This window comes from Bacillus sp. FSL L8-0528, assembly GCF_038593085.1.
GTDB classification, from domain to species: domain Bacteria; phylum Bacillota; class Bacilli; order Bacillales; family Bacillaceae; genus Bacillus; species Bacillus paralicheniformis.
In genome coordinates, this window is record NZ_CP151961.1 from 914698 (window position 1) to 937038 (window position 22341).

14 protein-coding genes, 16 tRNA genes and 3 rRNA genes are annotated in these 22341 nt (G+C 47.8%); 28 read left to right on the forward strand and 5 right to left on the reverse strand.

Annotated features, from left to right (window positions below; translation table 11 throughout):
- Window positions 1-72 precede the first annotated feature (72 nt).
- The 6 genes from MHI30_RS04540 to MHI30_RS04565 all read left to right on the forward strand — a co-directional run bounded on the left by MHI30_RS04540 (window position 73) and on the right by MHI30_RS04565 (window position 7392).
- On the forward strand, window positions 73-1815 hold the full coding sequence (locus MHI30_RS04540) for an ABC transporter ATP-binding protein (protein ID WP_003179944.1): 1743 nt from the start codon (window positions 73-75) through the stop codon (window positions 1813-1815).
- A gap of 130 nt (window positions 1816-1945) precedes the next feature.
- On the forward strand, window positions 1946-2926 hold the full coding sequence (locus MHI30_RS04545) for an ABC transporter ATP-binding protein (RefSeq protein ID WP_003179945.1): 981 nt from the start codon (window positions 1946-1948) through the stop codon (window positions 2924-2926).
- Window positions 2923-3879 carry an ABC transporter ATP-binding protein gene (locus MHI30_RS04550; protein ID WP_003179948.1) on the forward strand — a complete coding sequence of 319 codons (957 nt, stop codon included), beginning with the start codon at window positions 2923-2925 and terminating at the stop codon, window positions 3877-3879. Before MHI30_RS04545 ends, MHI30_RS04550 begins: the two co-directional genes overlap by 4 nt.
- Window positions 3876-5474, forward strand: coding sequence for an ABC transporter substrate-binding protein (locus MHI30_RS04555; RefSeq protein ID WP_009329016.1), 1599 nt, complete (start codon window positions 3876-3878; stop codon window positions 5472-5474). The genes MHI30_RS04550 and MHI30_RS04555 overlap by 4 nt, the downstream gene beginning before the upstream one ends.
- A gap of 13 nt (window positions 5475-5487) precedes the next feature.
- On the forward strand, window positions 5488-6489 hold the full coding sequence (locus tag MHI30_RS04560) for an ABC transporter permease (protein WP_009329015.1): 1002 nt from the start codon (window positions 5488-5490) through the stop codon (window positions 6487-6489).
- 12 nt (window positions 6490-6501) lie between these two features.
- Window positions 6502-7392 (forward strand): ABC transporter permease, encoded by an 891-nt coding sequence (locus tag MHI30_RS04565; RefSeq protein ID WP_003179955.1) that lies wholly within the window; start codon window positions 6502-6504, stop codon window positions 7390-7392.
- A 29-nt stretch (window positions 7393-7421) separates the two neighbouring features.
- On the opposite strand, the gene MHI30_RS04570 is transcribed toward MHI30_RS04565, so the two are convergent.
- Together MHI30_RS04570 and MHI30_RS04575 are read right to left on the reverse strand one after the other, a co-directional pair.
- The gene (locus MHI30_RS04570; protein WP_003179957.1) at window positions 7422-8492 is read right to left on the reverse strand and encodes an aromatic acid exporter family protein; all 1071 of its coding nucleotides are present in this window, start codon (window positions 8490-8492) and stop codon (window positions 7422-7424) included.
- 252 nt (window positions 8493-8744) lie between these two features.
- A complete protein-coding gene (locus tag MHI30_RS04575; RefSeq protein ID WP_003179959.1) occupies window positions 8745-10043 on the reverse strand; it encodes a glutamate-1-semialdehyde 2,1-aminomutase in 1299 nt (432 codons plus the stop codon).
- 163 nt (window positions 10044-10206) lie between these two features.
- On the opposite strand from MHI30_RS04575, the gene bcp reads away from it, so the two are divergent.
- Window positions 10207-10680, forward strand: a complete 474-nt coding sequence (bcp, locus tag MHI30_RS04580; RefSeq protein ID WP_003179960.1) for a thioredoxin-dependent thiol peroxidase — start codon at window positions 10207-10209, stop codon at window positions 10678-10680.
- Between the two features lie 212 nt (window positions 10681-10892).
- Complete coding sequence (perR, locus tag MHI30_RS04585) at window positions 10893-11330, forward strand: peroxide-responsive transcriptional repressor PerR (protein WP_003179961.1); 438 nt, start codon at window positions 10893-10895, stop codon at window positions 11328-11330.
- Between the two features lie 48 nt (window positions 11331-11378).
- On the opposite strand, the gene MHI30_RS04590 is transcribed toward perR, so the two are convergent.
- The gene (locus MHI30_RS04590; protein WP_003179962.1) at window positions 11379-11726 is read right to left on the reverse strand and encodes a YgzB family protein; all 348 of its coding nucleotides are present in this window, start codon (window positions 11724-11726) and stop codon (window positions 11379-11381) included.
- Window positions 11727-11943: 217 nt separating this feature from the next.
- Between MHI30_RS04590 and MHI30_RS04595 the strand changes: the two genes are divergently transcribed.
- The 20 genes from MHI30_RS04595 to MHI30_RS04690 all read left to right on the forward strand — a co-directional run bounded on the left by MHI30_RS04595 (window position 11944) and on the right by MHI30_RS04690 (window position 19623).
- On the forward strand, window positions 11944-12828 hold the full coding sequence (locus MHI30_RS04595; RefSeq protein WP_003179964.1) for a nucleotidyltransferase-like protein: 885 nt from the start codon (window positions 11944-11946) through the stop codon (window positions 12826-12828).
- A 287-nt stretch (window positions 12829-13115) separates the two neighbouring features.
- Window positions 13116-14665, forward strand: a 16S ribosomal RNA gene (locus MHI30_RS04600).
- Window positions 14666-14839: 174 nt separating this feature from the next.
- Window positions 14840-17769: ribosomal RNA gene (locus MHI30_RS04605) — 23S ribosomal RNA — on the forward strand.
- 170 nt (window positions 17770-17939) lie between these two features.
- Window positions 17940-18055: ribosomal RNA gene (rrf, locus tag MHI30_RS04610) — 5S ribosomal RNA — on the forward strand.
- Together the 16S, 23S and 5S rRNA genes with 16 tRNA genes alongside form the textbook arrangement of a ribosomal RNA operon.
- Window positions 18056-18064: 9 nt before the next feature.
- A tRNA-Asn gene (locus tag MHI30_RS04615) sits at window positions 18065-18139 on the forward strand.
- A 6-nt stretch (window positions 18140-18145) separates the two neighbouring features.
- Window positions 18146-18237: transfer RNA gene (locus MHI30_RS04620), tRNA-Ser, on the forward strand.
- A 14-nt stretch (window positions 18238-18251) separates the two neighbouring features.
- Window positions 18252-18326, forward strand: a tRNA-Glu gene (locus MHI30_RS04625).
- 117 nt (window positions 18327-18443) lie between these two features.
- Window positions 18444-18519: transfer RNA gene (locus MHI30_RS04630), tRNA-Val, on the forward strand.
- 21 nt (window positions 18520-18540) lie between these two features.
- A tRNA-Met gene (locus tag MHI30_RS04635) sits at window positions 18541-18617 on the forward strand.
- Between the two features lie 14 nt (window positions 18618-18631).
- Window positions 18632-18708: transfer RNA gene (locus tag MHI30_RS04640), tRNA-Asp, on the forward strand.
- Between the two features lie 10 nt (window positions 18709-18718).
- Window positions 18719-18794: transfer RNA gene (locus tag MHI30_RS04645), tRNA-Phe, on the forward strand.
- 3 nt (window positions 18795-18797) lie between these two features.
- Window positions 18798-18870 (forward strand) — tRNA-Thr (locus MHI30_RS04650).
- Window positions 18871-18877: 7 nt separating this feature from the next.
- Window positions 18878-18962 (forward strand) — tRNA-Tyr (locus MHI30_RS04655).
- A gap of 7 nt (window positions 18963-18969) precedes the next feature.
- Window positions 18970-19043, forward strand: a tRNA-Trp gene (locus MHI30_RS04660).
- Window positions 19044-19063: 20 nt separating this feature from the next.
- A tRNA-His gene (locus MHI30_RS04665) sits at window positions 19064-19136 on the forward strand.
- Window positions 19137-19144: 8 nt separating this feature from the next.
- Window positions 19145-19216 (forward strand) — tRNA-Gln (locus MHI30_RS04670).
- Window positions 19217-19269: 53 nt separating this feature from the next.
- A tRNA-Gly gene (locus tag MHI30_RS04675) sits at window positions 19270-19344 on the forward strand.
- Window positions 19345-19357: 13 nt separating this feature from the next.
- A tRNA-Cys gene (locus MHI30_RS04680) sits at window positions 19358-19428 on the forward strand.
- Between the two features lie 10 nt (window positions 19429-19438).
- A tRNA-Leu gene (locus tag MHI30_RS04685) sits at window positions 19439-19527 on the forward strand.
- A 14-nt stretch (window positions 19528-19541) separates the two neighbouring features.
- A tRNA-Leu gene (locus tag MHI30_RS04690) sits at window positions 19542-19623 on the forward strand.
- A 583-nt stretch (window positions 19624-20206) separates the two neighbouring features.
- Here MHI30_RS04690 and MHI30_RS04695 read toward each other — a convergent pair.
- Together MHI30_RS04695 and MHI30_RS04700 are read right to left on the reverse strand one after the other, a co-directional pair.
- Window positions 20207-20647: a DUF6756 family protein gene (locus MHI30_RS04695; RefSeq protein WP_145699638.1), complete on the reverse strand. Its 441-nt coding sequence runs from the start codon at window positions 20645-20647 to the stop codon at window positions 20207-20209.
- A 16-nt stretch (window positions 20648-20663) separates the two neighbouring features.
- On the reverse strand, window positions 20664-22223 hold the full coding sequence (locus tag MHI30_RS04700; protein WP_145699639.1) for a T7SS effector LXG polymorphic toxin: 1560 nt from the start codon (window positions 22221-22223) through the stop codon (window positions 20664-20666).
- Window positions 22224-22341: the final 118 nt, after the last annotated feature.

The following is a 22341-nucleotide window of genomic DNA, read 5'->3' on the forward strand; positions in this document are numbered from 1 at the left end:
TAAAAAACCTGTTGAGGCCAACAGGTTTTTTGCGGTGTACTCACACATCAAGATATAGAGGGGGGAAGACGTGTGGGGGTAATCAGAAGGTACATGGAATTTGTGAAGCCGTATAAATGGAAAATCGTTTTGACGGTTTTAATCGGTATTATTAAATTTTCTATTCCGCTGGTCATCCCGCTTCTGCTGAAATACGTCGTGGACGACATCATCCAGGGGAGCGGGACTGCTGAGGAAAAAACATCCACATTATTCATGGTAATGGCGGTTATGTTCGCCATTTTTTTGGTGCTTCGGCCGCCTGTCGAATATTACCGTCAGTATTTCGCGCAGTGGACGGCAAGCAAGGTGCTTTATGATATCAGGGACAAGCTTTTTGCGCATATACAAAAGCTGAGCCTCAGGTATTATGCGAACACCCGCGCAGGAGAAATTATTTCAAGGGTCATCAATGATGTCGAGCAGACGAAGGAATTCGTCATCATCGGATTGATGAATGTATGGCTTGACGTGATGACGATTTTTATCGCCATCGCCATTATGATGACGATGGACGTGAAGCTGACGCTTATTTCGATCGTGCTGTTTCCGCTTTACGGACTGTCTGTTAAATTCTTCTACGGCAGGCTCAGAAAGCTGACGAGAGAACGTTCCCAAGCGCTGGCCGAAGTGCAGGGCCATCTTCATGAAAGGGTTCAGGGAATGCCTGTCATCAGGAGTTTTGCGATCGAGGATTATGAACAAAAGCAATTTGATCACGAGAACGGGAATTTTCTCGGTAAAGCAATCCGCCATACGGCCTGGAATGCCAAAACATTTGCCGTCGTCAATACGGTTACAGACCTCGCTCCGCTGATCATCATTACGGTTGCAGGTTATCATGTGATTCACGGGAACCTTACTGTAGGAACGATGGTGGCGTTTTTCGGATATATCGAACGCCTCTACAACCCGCTGCGCCGCCTGATCAATTCCTCGACAACATTGACGCAGTCGATCGCATCAATGGACAGGCTGTTTGAATTTATTGATGAACCGTATGATTTAAAAGATAAGCCCAATGCTGTAAAAGCAGAGCGATTAAAAGGGATTGTTGAATTTAAAAACGTTTCCTTTCAATACGAAAAATCGGAGGAAATGATTTTGCAGGATCTTTCTTTGAAAGCCGAACGGGGCGAAACGGTTGCGCTCGTCGGGATGAGCGGAGGCGGCAAATCGACGCTTGTCAGCCTCATTCCGAGATTCTACGATGTCTCAGCCGGAAGCCTGGAGATCGACGGCATCGATGTGCGCGATTATGAGGCGCGAAGCCTTAGAAACCAAATCGGCATGGTTCTCCAGGATACGTTTTTATTCAGCGAATCGGTACGCGAAAACATATCGATCGGGAATCCCGAAGCTTCGATGGAAGACATCATTGAAGCGGCAAAAGCTGCGAATGCCCATGATTTTATTATGGAGCTGCCGCAAGGCTATGATACAAAGGTCGGAGAAAGGGGAGTCAAGCTGTCCGGAGGCCAAAAACAGCGGATATCAATCGCCAGGGTGTTCCTGAAGAACCCGCCGCTCTTAATTTTGGATGAAGCGACGTCAGCGCTTGACCTTGAAAGCGAGCACTATATCCAGGAAGCGATGGAAAAGCTCGCGAAAGACCGGACGACCTTTATCGTTGCTCACAGACTGTCGACGATTACCCACGCTGACAAAATCGTTGTCATCGAAAACGGACGTGTCGCGGAAATCGGCACACATGACGAACTAATGAGCCGCGACGGGCACTATAAGCATTTATTCACCATTCAAAAATTAAACTAAAACCGCAAAAAGCCTGACTTTCGTTTGAAGCTGAACGGGTGTCAGGCTTTTTCTTTCCCCGCAAATTTCGTACATATTTCCTATCTCGTTTAAATACAATTTAAAAAATACAAGCTCCGGAGGTGTATAAGTGACAAAAGAAAAATTGCTTGAAGTATCGGATTTATCGATTTCGTTTCAAAAGAAAAAGTCCGAAACCCCGATTGTGCAAGGCGTTTCTTTCGATCTCCATCCCGGAGAAATCATGGGAGTCGTCGGAGAGTCCGGCTGCGGCAAAAGCGTCACCTCTTTGGCTTTAATGGGGCTGAACGCAAACACCCGGACGACGGGCCGGATCAAGTTTCAAAACAAAGACCTTCTCATGCAGTCTGAAAAAGAATGGAGACAGATGCGCGGCAATGACATCGCGATGGTTTTTCAAGAGCCGATGACCTCCCTCAATCCCCTTTTTACAATTGGCGATCAACTAACAGAAGCACTCTCCAGCCATACCAATATTCATAAAAAAGAAGCAAGAAGAAAAGCCGTTCAAATGCTGGATACCGTCGGCCTGCCGAGGACGGACCAGCTGATGAAGCAATATCCCCACGAACTGTCGGGAGGCATGAGGCAGCGGGTCATGATCGCAATGGCATTAATTTGCGAACCGAAACTGCTGATTGCCGATGAACCGACAACAGCTCTCGACGTCACCATCCAGGCTCAGATTCTGTCCCTTTTGAAAAAAATGAATGCCGAATTTAACACAGCCATTCTCCTTATTACCCATGACCTTGGCGTCGTTCACAATACATGTGAACGCGTGATGATCATGTATGCCGGGCGGATCGTTGAAGAAGGCGGTGTCACCGCTGTTTTTGACAGCCCGAAACACCCCTATACAAAAGGCTTGTTCGCCTCTATTCCGGCATTCACAGGCAAATCCGAGCGTCTGTCTTCGATTGAGGGGCAGGTGCCGAAACCGGGGTCGATAAAAAAAGGCTGTATGTTTGCGCCGAGGTGCCCTCATAAACGCGAACGCTGCGTAGAGGAGGAGCCTGGATTGAACAGGCTGGCGGATGACCATGCTGTAAGCTGCTTTCTCTACGAAGAGGAAGGTGCTTTCACATGAATCATGAACTGCTGAACGTCCAAGAGCTGAAAACGTATTACCGCGTGTCCCGCAAGAAAATCGTCAAAGCGGTCGATGATGTTACACTGTCAGTCAAAAAAGGCGAAATCGTAGGGATCGTCGGGGAATCCGGCTGCGGAAAATCAACCTTGGGAAAATCGATACTGCGGCTGACCGAACCGACTTCTGGAAAGGTGACGTTTCTCGGGCGGGAGATGACCGGCCTTGATGCAAAACAGCTTCGCAACATGAGAAGGCATATACAAATGATTTTTCAAGATCCGTACGCTTCATTGAATCCGCGCATGAAAATAAAAGATATTTTGGAGGAACCGCTGATCGTTCATAAACTCGGAACGAAGGCGGAAAGGAGAGAAGTCGTTCGCTCGATGCTTGAAATTGTCGGTCTTGATGCTTCATACGGCGACCGATATGCACACCAATTCAGCGGCGGCCAGAGGCAAAGGATCGGTATTGCAAAAGCGCTGATCACAAAGCCGAAATTAATCATTGCCGATGAGCCTGTTTCCGCGCTTGATGTATCCGTTCAGGCGCAGATCTTAAATCTGCTGTCTGATCTGCAGGAGGCATTCAATTTAACGTTTCTGTTTATTTCGCATGATCTCGGGGTCGTCCGCTATATCAGCGACAGGGTAGCCGTGATGTATTTCGGAAAGATTGTCGAGATGGCGGACGCCGACTCTTTATTTAGAGAACCGAAACACCCCTATACAGAAACACTGTTAGCGGCAGTACCCGTCATCGGCAAAGGAGAGGCGGTTCATACGGCGCCGGATATTGCCGCGCCCCGCATGAGTGAAAAGGGCTGTCCTTTTTACAGCCGATGCATGAAGCGGGCGGACGTCTGCCTTGAAGCGGAGCCGCTTCTTGAAGAGACTGCGGACGGGCATTATGCTGCATGCCATTTTACCAATAAGGAGGCTGTACGATGAAAAAGAAAAGCTGGCTGATCTGTTTGGGAATGATTCTGTCTGTTTCCGCTTTTTTAATGGGATGCTCCGGTAACGAAAGCGGAAAGAACGACGGAGGGACGAACGGCGGAAAAGATACGCTGATCATCGGCAGAGGAGGTGATTCGACATCGCTTGATCCGATCACAACGACAGAAGGCGAAGCGTTTAAAGTGACGATCAATATGTTTGAGACCTTGCTGAATTACGGGGAACAAGACACAACGCTGAAGGAAGGCCTCGCGGTGAAATGGGACGCTTCAGATGACGGTTTGACCTACACATTGGAGCTGAGAAAAGGCGTGAAATTCCATGATGGAACGGATTTTAATGCAGAAGCCGTCAAATACAATTTTGAGCGGTGGATGAACGGGGATGAAGAAAAATTTCCTTACTACGGCATGTTCGGAGGCTATAAGAAAGATGAGGGGCACGTCATCAAAGACATAAAAGTTCTCGACGACCATAAGATTCAGTTCATTTTAAAACGCCCGCAAGCGCCGTTTTTAAAGAACCTTGCCATGACTTCTTTCGGGATTGCAAGTCCTGCCGCCATTGAAAAATACGGCGAAAAATTCAGGGAGCACCCCGTCGGCACTGGCCCTTACAAATTTGTCGAATGGAAGCCGAACGACCGGATCGTCCTTGAGAAAAATGAAGACTATTGGGATCAAGGCAAACCGAAATTGCAGAAGATCATTTTCAGAGCCATTCCTGAAAACTCAGCCCGCTTAAATGCATTGAAGACGGGCGAAATCGACCTAATGGATGGCGTCAATCCGTCTGATATCGAAAGCATCAAAGCAGACGCCAATCTGAAAATATTTGAAAGGCCTTCAATGAACGTCGGGTATCTCGGAATGACAACGACGAGAAAGCCATTTGACAATAAGCTGGTCCGCCAGGCGCTGAACCATGCTGTCGATAAACAGGCGATTATCGACTCCTTCTACGGAGGTCTCGCTGAATCTGCAAAAAACCCGCTTCCTCCGTCGCTCGAAGGGTACAACGACCAGGTTAAGGAATATCCGTATGATTTAAAAAAGGCAAAAGAACTCTTAAAAGAAGCCGGCTACCCGGACGGGTTTAAAATGAAGCTTTGGGCAATGCCGGTACCGCGGCCGTATATGCCGGACGGTATGAAAATAGCCGAAGTGATTCAATCAAGCTTTGAAAAAATCGGAGTCAAAGCGGAAATCGTCACTTACGACTGGGCGACGTACTTGGATAAGGTGAGCAAAGGGGAAGCTGATGCGTTTTTAATGGGCTGGACCGGCGACAACGGAGATCCGGACAACTTCATTTATACGCTGCTTGATAAAGATAATATCGGCGGTAACAACTATACGTACTTCAGCAATGATGAGCTTCATGACATCTTAATCGAGGCGCAGTCAGACCCTGATCAAAAGAAAAGAAATAAACTGTATCAAGATGCGCAGGAGCTCCTCCATGAAGAATCGCCTTGGGTTCCGCTTGTCCATTCCACGCCGATTTTGGCCGGTTCAAAAGATATCGACGGATATGTTCCGCACCCGACAGGGAGTGAAGTATTGTCCGGCGTAGAGTTTAAATAGGTGGTGACAGCCATTGCTTGCGTACTGTTTAAAACGGACGGCCATGCTGATCCCCGTTCTCATCGGCATGACATTGGTCGTTTTTTCGATCATCCGCTTTATTCCCGGCAACCCCGCCCAGGTTATTCTCGGCCAGAGGGCGACAAAGGAAGCGGTGCAGCAGCTGACCGTCCAGCTCGGCCTTGATCAGCCGTGGTATATGCAATATGCCAGATATATAGGGGATTTGCTGAAAGGGGATCTCGGGACATCAATCCGCACGGGAGCGGCGATTACGCAAGAAATAAAGCCATATTTGTTCGCCACTCTCGAACTTGCCTTTTTCGCGATGCTGATCGCAGTGTTTGTCGGCGTGAATGCCGGAATCATCAGCGCGTGGTTTAAGAACTCGGTATTCGACTATATCGCGATGCTGGTGGCTTTAATCGGCGTGTCGATGCCGATTTTTTGGCTCGGTTTGATGGGCCAGTGGTTTTTTTCGATCGAGCTCGGCTGGCTGCCGACAACAGGAAGGGAGAATGTCAGAAATCCGGTCGAAGCCATTACGTACATTCATACATTGGACACCCTTTTGCACGGAAGATTTGATCAGTTTGCAGAAGCCATCCGCCATTTAATTCTGCCGGGAACGGCTCTTGCCACCATTCCCGCAGCGATCATTGCGAGAATTACGAGAGCCAGCATGATAGAGGTGCTGCAGTCCGATTATATCCGCACGGCAAAAGCAAAAGGCGTGCATATGTTTTTCGTCATCTATAAGCACGGTTTAAAAAATGCATTCATTCCGGTATTGACCGTCATCGGCCTGCAAACCGGACTGTTACTGGGCGGCGCAATTTTAACAGAGACTATTTTTGCCTGGCCCGGCATCGGCCGGTACATTTATGATGCGATCAGCTACCGCGACTACCCGGTTATCCAATCGGGCATCCTCGTGATCGCCTTCATCTTCGTCATGATTAACTTCATCGTTGATCTGCTGTACGCCGTCATCGATCCGAGAATTAAATATTAGGAGGCGGGAAACATGGTTGTGCTTCAAAATGAACAGCAGAGGGAGGACGTGAAGGTGCGTTCGCCTTTGGCGGAACATATTCGGCGGTTTTTTGAGCATAAATTGGCTGCCGCCGGCACGATTCTAGTCGCGCTGTTTATCCTGCTAGCCATCTTCGCGCCGCTCATCGCACCATACGGAATAAACGACCAGTCACTGTCAGACAGGCTCGCCGCTCCGTCTGCGGAACACCTTTTTGGCACGGATGACTTTGGCAGGGATATTTTCTCTAGGGTGCTTTACGGCGCAAGGCTGTCTTTATGGGTCGGCTTTTTCTCCTGTTTGGCATCGGCCTTGGCGGGGACGCTGCTAGGGCTGATCGCCGGTTTTTACGGCAGATGGGCTGATGCATTGATTTCACGGCTGTTTGATATCATGCTCGCGTTTCCGAGCATTCTGCTGGCGATCGCCATTGTAGCGATTCTGGGGCCTTCTCTTGAAAATGCCCTGATTGCCATCGCCATCATCAACGTTCCGACGTTTGGCAGGCTCGTTCGTTCAAAAGTGCTCAGCATCAGGCAGGAGGAGTATATCTTATCAGCGCGTGCTGTCGGGATGTCCAATATAAGGCTGATGTTTAAACACATTCTCCCCAACAGCATGGCCCCGGTTATCGTTCAAGCGACGCTGAATATTGGAACCGCGATTATAGAAGCGGCCGCGCTCGGATTTTTAGGGTTGGGGGCGCAGGCGCCGAACCCCGAGTGGGGAAAAATGCTTGCGGATGCCAGGCCTTACTTGGCGCAGGCTCCATGGACATTGTTTTTTCCGGGATTTGCGATCATGCTGACCGTTCTCGGCTTTAATCTGATGGGAGACGGCCTGCGCGACACCCTTGATCCGAAAATGAAGGAAGGAAAATAAAAAACCGGTTAACATATTCTTTAACCGGTTTATTCTTCCTCAACTTCAAGCTCGCTGTCTTTTTTGTGGTACGTCTGAAAGCTTGAGAGCAAGGTTTCCAAATGCTCAAGCTGTTCTCGGTATTCTACAGTGCTCGCCATAATGGTCAGCATATTGTAGTCCAACAGTTCTTCTTTTAATTTGTCCTGGTTTTTCAGGAATGATTCGGTCAAGTGCTGTTTGTACACGTCTCCTTCTTCGTGCAGGTCGACGTGATCCTGCGTTTTGATCCTGCCGACGAATCTCATTAAAATTCGTTCGTGCCAATGGAGGAGATAATCGAGCTCTTCGACCAGCGTTTCTTGAAATTCTTCAGGCATGTGATAAAACTCGTTTTCAAGCCGGTGCAGCTTTTTCAGGGCATCAAGCGCACGGTTGGATGCAATGATCGCCTGTCTGAACAGCACGAGCTTTCGCTGTTTTACATATGTGGAACGTTTTAAATAGCTTCTTTCTTCTTTGTAGAGCAAGTAAAGGTGGTCAACCTTCATCATTTTTTCTTTCAGTTTTTCAATGTCTTCTTTCAGCATGGAATGTTCCGTTGTCTTCCGCGTCAACAATCTGATCCATTTAATGACTTCATCTGTATTTTCAACAATATGGCTGACGAGCTTCGTTTCATATTTAGGCGGCAGAAAAATCAGGTTGACCAAGAACGCAGACAACACGCCCAAAATAACCGTTCCGGTTCTCACCAAAGCAAACCATAAAAAGTTGTCGCCGGAGCTCTCCAGTATGGCAATAACGGTGACAAGAGCGATCGAAATCGTGTTCTCGATCTTCAGCTTCAAGTTGATCGTAATGACGATTACCGCCGTCAATCCGATGATGATCGGACTGGGTTCAAAAATAAGTCCAAAAATAATGGCTGTGGCTGCTCCGATAATGTTCGCCTGCACTTGATCGACAATCGTCAAAAATGAACGATAGATCGAAGGCTGGATCGCGAAGATAGCCGCGATTCCCGCGAAGACAGGAGTCGGAAGGCCGAGCCAAGACGCGAGGTAAAGCGCAAGCGTAATGGCAATGCCTGTTTTGAAAATACGGGCACCAAGTTTCATTAGGCTGTACTTGCATCCCTTTCTATAATAAAATTCGTTCTTTACAGAAAATGAATTGTAGTGAACATTCCCTCTCTGTTAATTTGCCAAACAATAAAGTAATATACAGCGATCTTCCGAAATATTCAACCCATTTTTAAGAAAAAACAAATCATTGACAAAAAAGAAAGACAAGCCGGCGGAAAGTGCCTGTTCACCGCGCTTTCAAAGTGCTCCGCATTTGATAAAAAAGAGAGCGGATCCGCTCTCTTTTTACATGCGCTGTTTCAATTGTTTAAATGAGTCATCCACGGCTTTGAGCGTATCTTTAATGTCCTCTTCCGTGTGCGCGGTGGTGATAAACCATGCTTCATATTTTGAAGGCGCAAGATTGATTCCGCGCTCAAGCATCAGTTTGAAAAAGGCCGCGAACATGTCTCCGTCCGTATTTTCGGCTTGCTCATAGTTTTCGACTTTTTCGTTCGTGAAGTATACGGTGAGCGCGCCTTTTAGACGGTTGACAGTGATGTCGATGCCGTGGGTCTCGGCATGTGCCAGGATGCCTTCTTCAAGCATGGCGCCGAGGCGGTCAAGTTTTTCGTATGTGCCTTTTTCTTTCAGCACTTCAAGGCAGGCGATGCCAGAGAGGATGGAAGCCGGATTCCCCGCCATCGTGCCCGCTTGATAAGCAGGTCCGAGCGGTGCGACTTGTTCCATAATCTCTTTTCTGCCTCCGTAGGCGCCTATCGGCAGGCCGCCGCCGATGATTTTGCCGAGCGCCGTCAAATCAGGTTTGACGCCAAGAAGATCCTGGGCGCCGCCGTACATAAAGCGGAAAGCGGTAATGACTTCATCGTAGATGACCAGGGCTCCCGCGTTATGCGTAAGTTCATTGACCTGCTCGAGGAATCCGCTCTTCGGTTCGACGATCCCGAAGTTTCCGACAATCGGTTCAACGAGGACTGCCGCAATATCGTTCCCCCATTTATCGAGCGCTTCTTTATAGCTGTCGATATCATTGAAAGGAACGGTAATCACCTCGTTGGCGATGCTTTTTGGAACCCCGGCGGAATCAGGCGTGCCGAGCGTTGACGGTCCTGAACCGGCCGCCACCAGCACAAGATCGGAATGGCCGTGGTAGCAGCCGGCGAACTTGATGATTTTCGTTCTGCCTGTATAGGCCCGGGCGACGCGAATCGTCGTCATCACAGCTTCCGTTCCCGAATTGACGAATCTCACTTTATCCAAGGCAGGAATCGCTTCCTTAAGCATCTTGGCAAATGTCACTTCATGCTTTGTCGGCGTACCGTAAAGCACCCCGTTCTCAGCAGCTGTTTGAATCGCTTTCGTGATATGCGGGTGGGCGTGGCCCGTAATAATCGGTCCGTACGCGGCAAGGTAGTCTATGTATTTGTTGCCGTCCACATCCCAAAAATAAGCGCCGCTTCCCCTTTCCATCGCGACGGGAGAACCTCCGCCGACCGCTTTGTAAGACCTTGAGGGGCTGTTGACGCCTCCGACTATATGTTGAAGAGCTTCTTCATGAAGCTTTTCAGATTGAGTATGCTGCATAATATCCTCCTCATTTTTGCACCTTTATCTATTTCTATATTTTCTATATTGTAACACGAGGCGGACAGAGCGCAAAAAAGAAGCCGCCGAACATTTGAACAAGAGGGCGCTGTTTTTTATAATGGGGGAAAGCAAGCGATTAAACATAACAGGAGGCAAAACAATGACTGTTGAAATTGGACAAAAGGTGCCTGATATTGAACTGCTGGGCGATCACGGAGAAAAAGTAAAGCTGTCGGATTTTGAAGGAAAGTATGTCGTGCTCTATTTTTACCCGAAAGATATGACGCCGGGATGCACAACGGAAGCGTGCGATTTCAGAGACCGTCATGAAAGCTTTGCGGAACTTGATGCCGTCATTATCGGAGTCAGCCCCGACGATCAGGCAAGGCATGAAAAATTCAAGCAAAAACACGATCTGCCGTTTCTGCTGCTCGTCGATGATGAACACAAGCTCGCTGAAAGCTTTGACGTATGGAAGCTGAAGAAGAATTTCGGCAAGGAATACATGGGTGTCGAACGGTCGACATTCCTGATTGATAAAGAAGGCCGCCTTGTGAAAGAGTGGCGGAAAGTAAAGGTAAAAGACCATGTCGCAGAAGCGCTTCAAGCAGTAAAAGAAATCGCGGAAGCATAAAGCTCGCTGGGGAGGCCGGACTGTATTTTAGTTTGGTCTCTTTTTACGCTCATATTCGCCTGTCTGATCGGCCATGCTGATCATAGCGGCATTTTTCGCCTTAAAAATAGCTTTTTCACAGGGATTGGAATTGACAAAGATTCTGATCAGGAGTTACACTAATTATAAACGTTATAATGTAAGAATTTTTTTTAGAAGAGAGGTGCATGACGATGGCTGAACATAACCTGAAAGAAGCGTTGGAAGCGTTGAAGGAAACCGGGGTGCGAATTACTCCTCAACGTCATGCCATTCTGGAATTTCTCGTGAATTCTATGTCTCATCCAACTGCAGATGATATATATAAAGCTCTGGAAGGGAAATTTCCAAACATGAGCGTAGCAACGGTCTACAACAATTTGCGGGTTTTTAAGGAATCAGGGCTCGTTAAGGAATTAACGTACGGAGATTCCTCCAGCCGGTTTGACTTCGTGACTTCCGAGCATTATCACGCAATTTGCGAACGCTGCGGGAAAATCGTCGACTTTCATTATCCCGGCCTCGACGAAGTGGAGCAGCTTGCTTCACATGTGACAGGATTTAAAGTCAGTCACCATAGACTGGAGATATACGGTTTATGTCAGGAATGCGACAAAAAAGAAAGCCATTAAAAAGAGCTGGCCGCTTTTTTAACGGTCAGCTTATTTTTGTTGCAGCATTTACTGAGACTTTCGATTATACGATTCGTTAAACTCTTTTCCTTCGAGGTTTTTGTCCAATGTCAAAGGCTCCCTGCAATGCATGCACATATCAACCCGGCCTAAAATCTTGGTCGGTTTTTCACAGTTTGGACAGACGACTTGAACCGCTTTCGTTGAAAGCATGCCGATCCAAAAATAAACCGCTGTGCTCAACAAGATAGACAATACCCCCAAGATCATAAACACCGACATCAAGAGGACCGAGGACCTAAAAAAGACCCCGACATACATAATAATGAAGCCTATAAATACAAGGCTCAACGCAAACGTTCTGATTTTGTTGATTTTACTAGAGTATTTGGCCATATCCATCCCCCTGTCTCTAATATAGCATATCAAAGATGTGTTATTCTTTAATTAAAACGAATCAATTGGAAAATTTCTATAGAGAGTTTTGGGGAAATTGATTATAATAATTCAATGTGTTTTCAAAATAAAGGAGTTTTTATTGGCTCGTAGAAATAGGTAGAAACAAGAGAGAAGCTTTTATGCAACGTATTTACATCGTATTGGAGGAATGGTGATGGAAAATCTTCTCCGTCCGATTTACCAAGAAAGAGCAAGCCGCCCTGACACACTCGCTGTCATGCTGATTGAGAGGAGAAATCAAACTTCATCTGCAACAGATAATTTTGATGCGGCATTGTTGATTATCGTTAATAAGGCTGAAGACCCTGTATTCGTGAAGCATTATGAGTTCGACGGAAAAACGGCTTCTCTTCATATTATTTCTGTTGAACAGCTTCAGGAATGGATTCTGCTTGGAACAAACAGGAGAATCATAGACTGGGTTCTCAATGGAAAGGTGCTTTTCGACCGAAACGAATTTATCGCCAAGCTGATTGAGCAGCTCAATACATTTCCGTTTTCAGAAAGAAAACTAAAAATCGGACTTGAATACGGGAAATTAATCAGAAGATATATAGAAGGAAAATCGTTTTTTGAGGACGGTCAATTTTTGGATGCCTACAATTCCATCGTACACGCCCTCCACCATTTGGCCAGAATCGAAGTGATCGATAAGGGGTTTCACCCTGAAGTTACGGTATGGAACCAAGTCCGCCACATGGAACCTCAGGTTTATAAATTGTATAAGGAATTAATTGAAAGCAATGAAAGCTTGCAAAAACGGCTGGAGTTATTATTCCTCGCAAGCGATTTTCTCATTCATTCAAAAGCCGAAATAGGGGCTGCCTATATTCTCAATGTCATGGATGAAAAATCGGTTTGGCAATTTGCCGAACTTCTTAAACATCCGGATCTCAAGTATTTCACGACAGACCTGGGAGTTATACTGGAGTTCTTGGCTGAAAAGGATTTAGTCGGAGTAAAGCCGATAGAGACAAAGGGCCAAAAGATTTTTCACCGAGGATATTTTATTAAAAAAAGTGTTGACACTAATTTATAACGGTGATATATTATTAAGCGTCGCTGTTAGCGGAACGGTTTTTGAACAGAAAGCAGCAGCGACGAAAAATCAAAAAAACATTTGACACTTCTCGTTGAAAATGTTATACTAATAAAGTCGCTTCGGACAGAAGTGGAAATGATCTTTGAAAACTAAACAAGACAAAACGCACCTGTTAATTCATTAAATAAATCGCACATGCGAATGTGCGTAGTCAGGGGCCTGCACGATGCAGGCCATGCAGATGTTGTCACAGAATGTGACGAATTTAATCTGCTCTCCATTACTTCATGGAGAGTTTGATCCTGGCTCAGGACGAACGCTGGCGGCGTGCCTAATACATGCAAGTCGAGCGGACCGACGGGAGCTTGCTCCCTTAGGTCAGCGGCGGACGGGTGAGTAACACGTGGGTAACCTGCCTGTAAGACTGGGATAACTCCGGGAAACCGGGGCTAATACCGGATGCTTGATTGAACCGCATGGTTCAATTATAAAAGGTGGCTTTTAGCTACCACTTACAGATGGACCCGCGGCGCATTAGCTAGTTGGTGAGGTAACGGCTCACCAAGGCGACGATGCGTAGCCGACCTGAGAGGGTGATCGGCCACACTGGGACTGAGACACGGCCCAGACTCCTACGGGAGGCAGCAGTAGGGAATCTTCCGCAATGGACGAAAGTCTGACGGAGCAACGCCGCGTGAGTGATGAAGGTTTTCGGATCGTAAAACTCTGTTGTTAGGGAAGAACAAGTACCGTTCGAATAGGGCGGTACCTTGACGGTACCTAACCAGAAAGCCACGGCTAACTACGTGCCAGCAGCCGCGGTAATACGTAGGTGGCAAGCGTTGTCCGGAATTATTGGGCGTAAAGCGCGCGCAGGCGGTTTCTTAAGTCTGATGTGAAAGCCCCCGGCTCAACCGGGGAGGGTCATTGGAAACTGGGGAACTTGAGTGCAGAAGAGGAGAGTGGAATTCCACGTGTAGCGGTGAAATGCGTAGAGATGTGGAGGAACACCAGTGGCGAAGGCGACTCTCTGGTCTGTAACTGACGCTGAGGCGCGAAAGCGTGGGGAGCGAACAGGATTAGATACCCTGGTAGTCCACGCCGTAAACGATGAGTGCTAAGTGTTAGAGGGTTTCCGCCCTTTAGTGCTGCAGCAAACGCATTAAGCACTCCGCCTGGGGAGTACGGTCGCAAGACTGAAACTCAAAGGAATTGACGGGGGCCCGCACAAGCGGTGGAGCATGTGGTTTAATTCGAAGCAACGCGAAGAACCTTACCAGGTCTTGACATCCTCTGACAACCCTAGAGATAGGGCTTCCCCTTCGGGGGCAGAGTGACAGGTGGTGCATGGTTGTCGTCAGCTCGTGTCGTGAGATGTTGGGTTAAGTCCCGCAACGAGCGCAACCCTTGATCTTAGTTGCCAGCATTCAGTTGGGCACTCTAAGGTGACTGCCGGTGACAAACCGGAGGAAGGTGGGGATGACGTCAAATCATCATGCCCCTTATGACCTGGGCTACACACGTGCTACAATGGGCAGAACAAAGGGCAGCGAAGCCGCGAGGCTAAGCCAATCCCACAAATCTGTTCTCAGTTCGGATCGCAGTCTGCAACTCGACTGCGTGAAGCTGGAATCGCTAGTAATCGCGGATCAGCATGCCGCGGTGAATACGTTCCCGGGCCTTGTACACACCGCCCGTCACACCACGAGAGTTTGTAACACCCGAAGTCGGTGAGGTAACCTTTTGGAGCCAGCCGCCGAAGGTGGGACAGATGATTGGGGTGAAGTCGTAACAAGGTAGCCGTATCGGAAGGTGCGGCTGGATCACCTCCTTTCTAAGGATATTATACGGAATATAAGACCTTGCGGTCTTATAGACAGGTGCGTTTGGATCTTGTTTAGTTTTGAAGGATCATTCCTTCAAAGCGTGTTCTTTGAAAACTAGATAACGAAAGTAGACATTCACATTCAATTGTAATGCAAGATATCACGTAGTGATTCTTTTTAACGGTTAAGTTAGAAAGGGCGCACGGTGGATGCCTTGGCACTAGGAGCCGATGAAGGACGGGACGAACACCGATATGCTTCGGGGAGCTGTAAGCAAGCTTTGATCCGGAGATTTCCGAATGGGGAAACCCACTGCTCGTAATGGAGCAGTATCCATATCTGAATTCATAGGATATGAGAAGGCAGACCCGGGGAACTGAAACATCTAAGTACCCGGAGGAAGAGAAAGCAAATGCGATTCCCTGAGTAGCGGCGAGCGAAACGGGAACAGCCCAAACCAAGAGGCTTGCCTCTTGGGGTTGTAGGACACTCTGTACGGAGTTACAAAAGAACGAGGTAGATGAAGAGGTCTGGAAAGGCCCGCCATAGGAGGTAACAGCCCTGTAGTCAAAACTTCGTTCTCTCCTGAGTGGATCCTGAGTACGGCGGAACACGTGAAATTCCGTCGGAATCCGGGAGGACCATCTCCCAAGGCTAAATACTCCCTAGTGACCGATAGTGAACCAGTACCGTGAGGGAAAGGTGAAAAGCACCCCGGAAGGGGAGTGAAAGAGATCCTGAAACCGTGTGCCTACAAGTAGTCAGAGCCCGTTAACGGGTGATGGCGTGCCTTTTGTAGAATGAACCGGCGAGTTACGATCCCGTGCAAGGTTAAGTTTGAAAAGACGGAGCCGCAGCGAAAGCGAGTCTGAATAGGGCGCATGAGTACGTGGTCGTAGACCCGAAACCAGGTGATCTACCCATGTCCAGGGTGAAGTTCAGGTAACACTGAATGGAGGCCCGAACCCACGCACGTTGAAAAGTGCGGGGATGAGGTGTGGGTAGGGGTGAAATGCCAATCGAACCTGGAGATAGCTGGTTCTCTCCGAAATAGCTTTAGGGCTAGCCTCAAGGTAAGAGTCTTGGAGGTAGAGCACTGATTGGACTAGGGGCCCCTACCGGGTTACCGAATTCAGTCAAACTCCGAATGCCAAAGACTTATCCTTGGGAGTCAGACTGCGAGTGATAAGATCCGTAGTCGAAAGGGAAACAGCCCAGACCGCCAGCTAAGGTCCCAAAGTATACGTTAAGTGGAAAAGGATGTGGAGTTGCTTAGACAACCAGGATGTTGGCTTAGAAGCAGCCACCATTTAAAGAGTGCGTAATAGCTCACTGGTCGAGTGACTCTGCGCCGAAAATGTACCGGGGCTAAACGTATCACCGAAGCTGCGGACTGTTCTTACGAACAGTGGTAGGAGAGCGTTCTAAGGGCTGTGAAGCGAGACCGGAAGGACTCGTGGAGCGCTTAGAAGTGAGAATGCCGGTATGAGTAGCGAAAGAGGGGTGAGAATCCCCTCCACCGAATGCCTAAGGTTTCCTGAGGAAGGCTCGTCCGCTCAGGGTTAGTCGGGACCTAAGCCGAGGCCGAAAGGCGTAGGCGATGGACAACAGGTTGATATTCCTGTACCACCTCCTCACCATTTGAGCAATGGGGGGACGCAGGAGGATAGGGTAAGCGCGGTATTGGATATCCGCGTCCAAGCAGTTAGGCTGGGAAATAGGCAAATCCGTTTCCCGTAAGGCTGAGCTGTGATGGCGAGCGAAATATAGTAGCGAAGTTCCTGATTCCACACTGCCAAGAAAAGCCTCTAGCGAGGTGAGAGGTGCCCGTACCGCAAACCGACACAGGTAGGCGAGGAGAGAATCCTAAGGTGATCGAGAGAACTCTCGTTAAGGAACTCGGCAAAATGACCCCGTAACTTCGGGAGAAGGGGTGCTCTGTTAGGGTGCAAGCCCGAGAGAGCCGCAGTGAATAGGCCCAGGCGACTGTTTAGCAAAAACACAGGTCTCTGCGAAGCCGTAAGGCGAAGTATAGGGGCTGACGCCTGCCCGGTGCTGGAAGGTTAAGAGGAGCGCTTAGCGTAAGCGAAGGTGCGAATTGAAGCCCCAGTAAACGGCGGCCGTAACTATAACGGTCCTAAGGTAGCGAAATTCCTTGTCGGGTAAGTTCCGACCCGCACGAAAGGCGCAACGATCTGGGCACTGTCTCAACGAGAGACTCGGTGAAATTATAGTACCTGTGAAGATGCAGGTTACCCGCGACAGGACGGAAAGACCCCGTGGAGCTTTACTGCAGCCTGATATTGAATGTTGGTACAGCTTGTACAGGATAGGTAGGAGCCTTGGAAACCGGAGCGCCAGCTTCGGTGGAGGCATCGGTGGGATACTACCCTGGCTGTATTGACCTTCTAACCCGCTGCCCTTATCGGGCAGGGAGACAGTGTCAGGTGGGCAGTTTGACTGGGGCGGTCGCCTCCTAAAAGGTAACGGAGGCGCCCAAAGGTTCCCTCAGAATGGTTGGAAATCATTCGCAGAGTGTAAAGGCACAAGGGAGCTTGACTGCGAGACCTACAAGTCGAGCAGGGACGAAAGTCGGGCTTAGTGATCCGGTGGTTCCGCATGGAAGGGCCATCGCTCAACGGATAAAAGCTACCCCGGGGATAACAGGCTTATCTCCCCCAAGAGTCCACATCGACGGGGAGGTTTGGCACCTCGATGTCGGCTCATCGCATCCTGGGGCTGTAGTCGGTCCCAAGGGTTGGGCTGTTCGCCCATTAAAGCGGTACGCGAGCTGGGTTCAGAACGTCGTGAGACAGTTCGGTCCCTATCCGTCGCGGGCGCAGGAAATTTGAGAGGAGCTGTCCTTAGTACGAGAGGACCGGGATGGACGCACCGCTGGTGTACCAGTTGTTCTGCCAAGGGCATCGCTGGGTAGCTATGTGCGGACGGGATAAGTGCTGAAAGCATCTAAGCATGAAGCCCCCCTCAAGATGAGATTTCCCATTCCGCAAGGAAGTAAGATCCCTGAAAGATGATCAGGTTGATAGGTCTGAGGTGGAAGTGTGGCGACACATGGAGCTGACAGATACTAATCGATCGAGGACTTAACCTAATAAAATAAGTGAACGCTGGCTAAATACGCCACATCGTGTGGCAACGCCTGCATGACCCACATCCTGTGGGCCTCGTCTGCCCGTTATCTAGTTTTGAGAGAATAATTTCTCAAAAAATGCACTTGCATTTTTTCAAATACATAGTATAATGATCTTTGTCACTAAATTGTCTGGTGATGATGGCGAAGAGGTCACACCCGTTCCCATGCCGAACACGGAAGTTAAGCTCTTCAGCGCCGATGGTAGTTGGGGGCTTCCCCCTGCGAGAGTAGGACATCGCCAGGCAGGCATTATTCCGCAGTAGCTCAGTGGTAGAGCTATCGGCTGTTAACCGATCGGTCGCAGGTTCGAATCCTGCCTGCGGAGCCATTTATTGGAGAGCTGTCCGAGTGGTCGAAGGAGCACGATTGGAAATCGTGTAGGCGGCCAACGCCGTCTCAAGGGTTCGAATCCCTTGCTCTCCGCCACTTTAAATACATCTGGCCCGTTGGTCAAGTGGTTAAGACACCGCCCTTTCACGGCGGTAACACGGGTTCGAATCCCGTACGGGTCACCATTCTTTTTTGGACAGCACGCTGAAAAGTATCAGGTTTACACCAAAGCTTTTTAAAGGAAGGCATGCTAAGATCGCAACGTCCTGCTGCAACGCATGCACTTGTAGGTCCTGTACTTCGGAGGATTAGCTCAGCTGGGAGAGCATCTGCCTTACAAGCAGAGGGTCGGCGGTTCGATCCCGTCATCCTCCACCATTTCTATGAAAATCATATTATCGCGGGGTGGAGCAGTTCGGTAGCTCGTCGGGCTCATAACCCGAAGGTCGCAGGTTCAAATCCTGCCCCCGCAACCAAATTACTCATTAATGGTCCGGTAGTTCAGTTGGTTAGAATGCCTGCCTGTCACGCAGGAGGTCGCGGGTTCGAGTCCCGTCCGGACCGCCATTTAAATAGAGGCTCGGTAGCTCAGTTGGTAGAGCAACGGACTGAAAATCCGTGTGTCGGCGGTTCGATTCCGTCCCGAGCCACCATTTGCCGGTCTAGCTCAATTGGTAGAGCAACTGACTTGTAATCAGTAGGTTGGGGGTTCAAGTCCTCTGGCCGGCACTGTTTTGGAGGGGTAGCGAAGTGGCTAAACGCGGCGGACTGTAAATCCGCTCCCTCAGGGTTCGGCGGTTCGAATCCGTCCCCCTCCACCATGTTTTTAGGGGCATAGTTTAACGGTAGAACAGAGGTCTCCAAAACCTCCGGTGTGGGTTCGATTCCTACTGCCCCTGCCAATTTTAATTCACAATTTATGGCGGTTGTGGCGAAGTGGTTAACGCACCAGATTGTGGCTCTGGCACTCGTGGGTTCGATTCCCATCAATCGCCCTTAATATTGGGCTATAGCCAAGCGGTAAGGCAACGGACTTTGACTCCGTCATGCGCTGGTTCGAATCCAGCTAGCCCAGTTTTCATCTTTCTTTATCATCCTGCATATGATAAGATGAATATTAGTTAAAATGCGGAAGTAGTTCAGTGGTAGAACACCACCTTGCCAAGGTGGGGGTCGCGGGTTCGAATCCCGTCTTCCGCTCCAATTCTTAAATGATGGCGGCATAGCCAAGTGGTAAGGCAGAGGTCTGCAAAACCTTTATCCCCGGTTCGAATCCGGGTGTCGCCTTATTTCCCGTGCCGGGGTGGTGGAATTGGCAGACACACAGGACTTAAAATCCTGCGGTAGGTGACTACCGTGCCGGTTCAAGTCCGGCCCTCGGCACCATTGATCACACACATGCCGGTGTGGCGGAATTGGCAGACGCGCACGACTCAAAATCGTGTTCCTTCGGGAGTGTCGGTTCGACCCCGACCACCGGTATCACTAATCATCGTATTGCCAAACGATGAAAGAGCGTTCCTTACAAAAGGAACGCTCTTTTTATTTATTCCTTATCTTGGAACGAGTCCGTAAGAATTTTTTCTTAAGGACTGCGAGCTTTGGAATCTGCAAGAGCACACCATAGAAAAATGAGCTTAATAAGGTGCAGAAACTCTTACAGAAGCAAAATAATTTGGCGACCCTTCCTAAGGTGCATATAAAAAGGAAGGCAGGAGGCTTTAGCAACAAAACATCAAACCTTCGTATACGATCACTACGGAACCAAGCTTCAAAGGATGTTCGAAGGTTAGGAAGCATGACAACGGGGTGCGGCAGCATTACATCAAGTGTCCGCGGTGTTGTCATACGTGAATACACGTCCTACTACAGGAACGAGAAGATCAGGCGCATGCAACAGAAGGTGAAGAAATTAACCGTGTGGCGAATGAGGTCAAACGATTCCAGCTGATGAACGATGTTTTCTGATGGGATTTACGGGCCAAAAATGAAGGCTAAATTGAACCGTCACTGAAGTAATGAAAAAGGCCCTCTTTTCACAGAGAGCCAATTCATACTGACATATTTAATCTTGTTGCTGGGGGGTATACTGTTTTAACCATTCTTTTGCATTTCCACATGCACTTAGTATATCGTGATGGTTAAAACTTAATAAATAATCATTGTTTTTATTAGTGACATAGAATTCGACATTAAACATTTCAGATAATATCTTTACTACATTATTCCCCCCATCAATTTTATAGGAAGATTTTTCATCAGAAGGGTTAAACATTAGAATTGCTTCAGAATCTGCAATATAATCGGCTATCCATTGCCAAGCATCTTGATTTTGTACAGAAAAATCGTTCTCTACAAACTCCCACAACGGAAAATGCTTTTTCCCATTCGCGTATTTATTAGCCAAATTATGAAATATGATTTCTGTATCATTTGTTGATAATTCATTTACCTTAATGTCAACTGACTTAGCGGCAGTTAAAATTTGTTCTTTAAGATCCCACATACTAACTCCTCCAAAATTATCTGTTTATAGGGACTGAGTCTACTAAAATATGACCTCTAATTGCTCCTCCGCCCCCTCTTTTCCCAGCGGTTTGATATCCAGTGTGAGGAACATCCGGGCCGTTTTTGGTATGGCCAACATCTATATTAACTTCTGCCCCATTTTTAGATCTCCATTCAACAGGGAATGATTTCCCATTTTCATCTTTTCCCCATTTTGTAACTTTGAATTCTTTTTTAGGTACTCCGGTTCTTTTAAAGGTTTCATCTAATGCATCTTTATATGTCTTACCTGTTCCTCTAAAATCCAAGTCTATACCTTTTTTAAACTTATATCCTGTTATACTTTCCAGCTTAGTGTTTTTTTCTTTGGTTGCACCCGGAGCGGTCCTCTTACCAACATCTCCAGCTGTTTTAGCCCCTTTATCCACCTTCGAAACTTTTACTAGCTTATCTCCCTTGCGAATCCATTTGACAATCCTCAATGGAGGCGTTAAATTAGCAGCGGCTTCCAACCGCTCAAGGAACGAAAGCTTTTTGTATGAATCAGGATCATATCCCAATGCAGCTCGTTCAAAGTCACTTTCACCTAAGAGCTCCAATCCAAATCTTGCATATTTATCCAACTCGCTTACTTCTTTATCCTCTTCAGGAGGATCGTCAACCAGCTGTATGCCGACGACATATTTACCATCTAAATAATAACAGTATTTATGACCATTCACATATTTATAAACCTTTTTAAGTTTTTCTAATTCTTTTTCACTCAGGTTTTCTAATTCCTCGTCAGTATACACTTTTTTGGACACTTGTGTCGCCAATTTTTTTAATCGATCTGGATCGGCGAGAGTGTTAATGTCCGCATCTTCTTTGTCTCCGACTTTTTTCAGCATGGCACACATCGCTGTTTCTTGATTTCCACTCAGGTTATCCATCTCATCCGGTTTTAAAATCGAACCTTTTTGGTAGCCGGTGATTTCAATTTTTGGCCCGGTATACATCTTTTCGAGCCTTGAAATGTATTTTTGCATCGTTTCTAGGTCGTTTTCAGCCGTTTTGAGCGCGTTTGTCTGTTCGCGGTCAAAAGTGTGCAGCTTTTCAAGAGTCGTGCTGATTTCCTTTAACGCTTTCTGATTCTGTTCATGAAAACCGCTGTCATTCAAATCTGGTAAGTCGACGATATGGCTGACTTTTGCGATCGTGGCGTTGGTCTTAGAAACTAAATGTTTTGTTGTTCGATCAGCCGCATTTAAGCCATTCTCAAGTTCGTGTTCGAGAAAGGACTGTGAAATAAATCCGTTATGGTTTGGTTCCAAGGAATTCAGCGCGCTTTTCATTTTCTTCAGCGCGGAACTGTATTCCTCTATGAAAGTATCATAGAACTGTAGAAAAGGGGTGTGGCATTCTTTGTAAAATGCACGGATCGCGTCGCCGCCTTTTCCTTTTAAAGCATCATCAAGTGATGTGATGCCCTCAACGGCTTTTTTGACTTTAGCGAATTCGTCTGATTGTTGTTTTAATTGTTCCAGCGTTTGATCAATTGCATTGTGTAACGCCTGAACATCCAGCGTCTTCATGGCATTCTCCTCTAATCCTTTTGGTTACCATCAGTATAGAGTTACCACTTTACGGAAAGGAATTGGTGAATAAATCCTGTTCATCCATGAAAATGAATCATTAGATTTGGGTTTATAT

Bases quoted from the DNA above. Each gene is read 5' to 3' on its own strand.
- MHI30_RS04590 (WP_003179962.1), bottom strand. From the start codon at position 11,726: ATGGCCAAATACTCTAGTAAAATCAACAAAATCAGAACGTTTGCGTTG.
- MHI30_RS04695 (WP_145699638.1), bottom strand. From the start codon at position 20,647: ATGTGGGATCTTAAAGAACAAATTTTAACTGCCGCTAAGTCAGTTGAC.
- bcp (WP_003179960.1), top strand. From the start codon at position 10,207: ATGACTGTTGAAATTGGACAAAAGGTGCCTGATATTGAACTGCTGGGC.
- MHI30_RS04565 (WP_003179955.1), top strand. From the start codon at position 6,502: ATGGTTGTGCTTCAAAATGAACAGCAGAGGGAGGACGTGAAGGTGCGT.
- perR (WP_003179961.1), top strand. From the start codon at position 10,893: ATGGCTGAACATAACCTGAAAGAAGCGTTGGAAGCGTTGAAGGAAACC.
- MHI30_RS04570 (WP_003179957.1), bottom strand. From the start codon at position 8,492: ATGAAACTTGGTGCCCGTATTTTCAAAACAGGCATTGCCATTACGCTT.
- MHI30_RS04595 (WP_003179964.1), top strand. From the start codon at position 11,944: ATGGAAAATCTTCTCCGTCCGATTTACCAAGAAAGAGCAAGCCGCCCT.
- MHI30_RS04555 (WP_009329016.1), top strand. From the start codon at position 3,876: ATGAAAAAGAAAAGCTGGCTGATCTGTTTGGGAATGATTCTGTCTGTT.
- MHI30_RS04575 (WP_003179959.1), bottom strand. From the start codon at position 10,043: ATGCAGCATACTCAATCTGAAAAGCTTCATGAAGAAGCTCTTCAACAT.
- MHI30_RS04700 (WP_145699639.1), bottom strand. From the start codon at position 22,223: ATGAAGACGCTGGATGTTCAGGCGTTACACAATGCAATTGATCAAACG.
- MHI30_RS04550 (WP_003179948.1), top strand. From the start codon at position 2,923: ATGAATCATGAACTGCTGAACGTCCAAGAGCTGAAAACGTATTACCGC.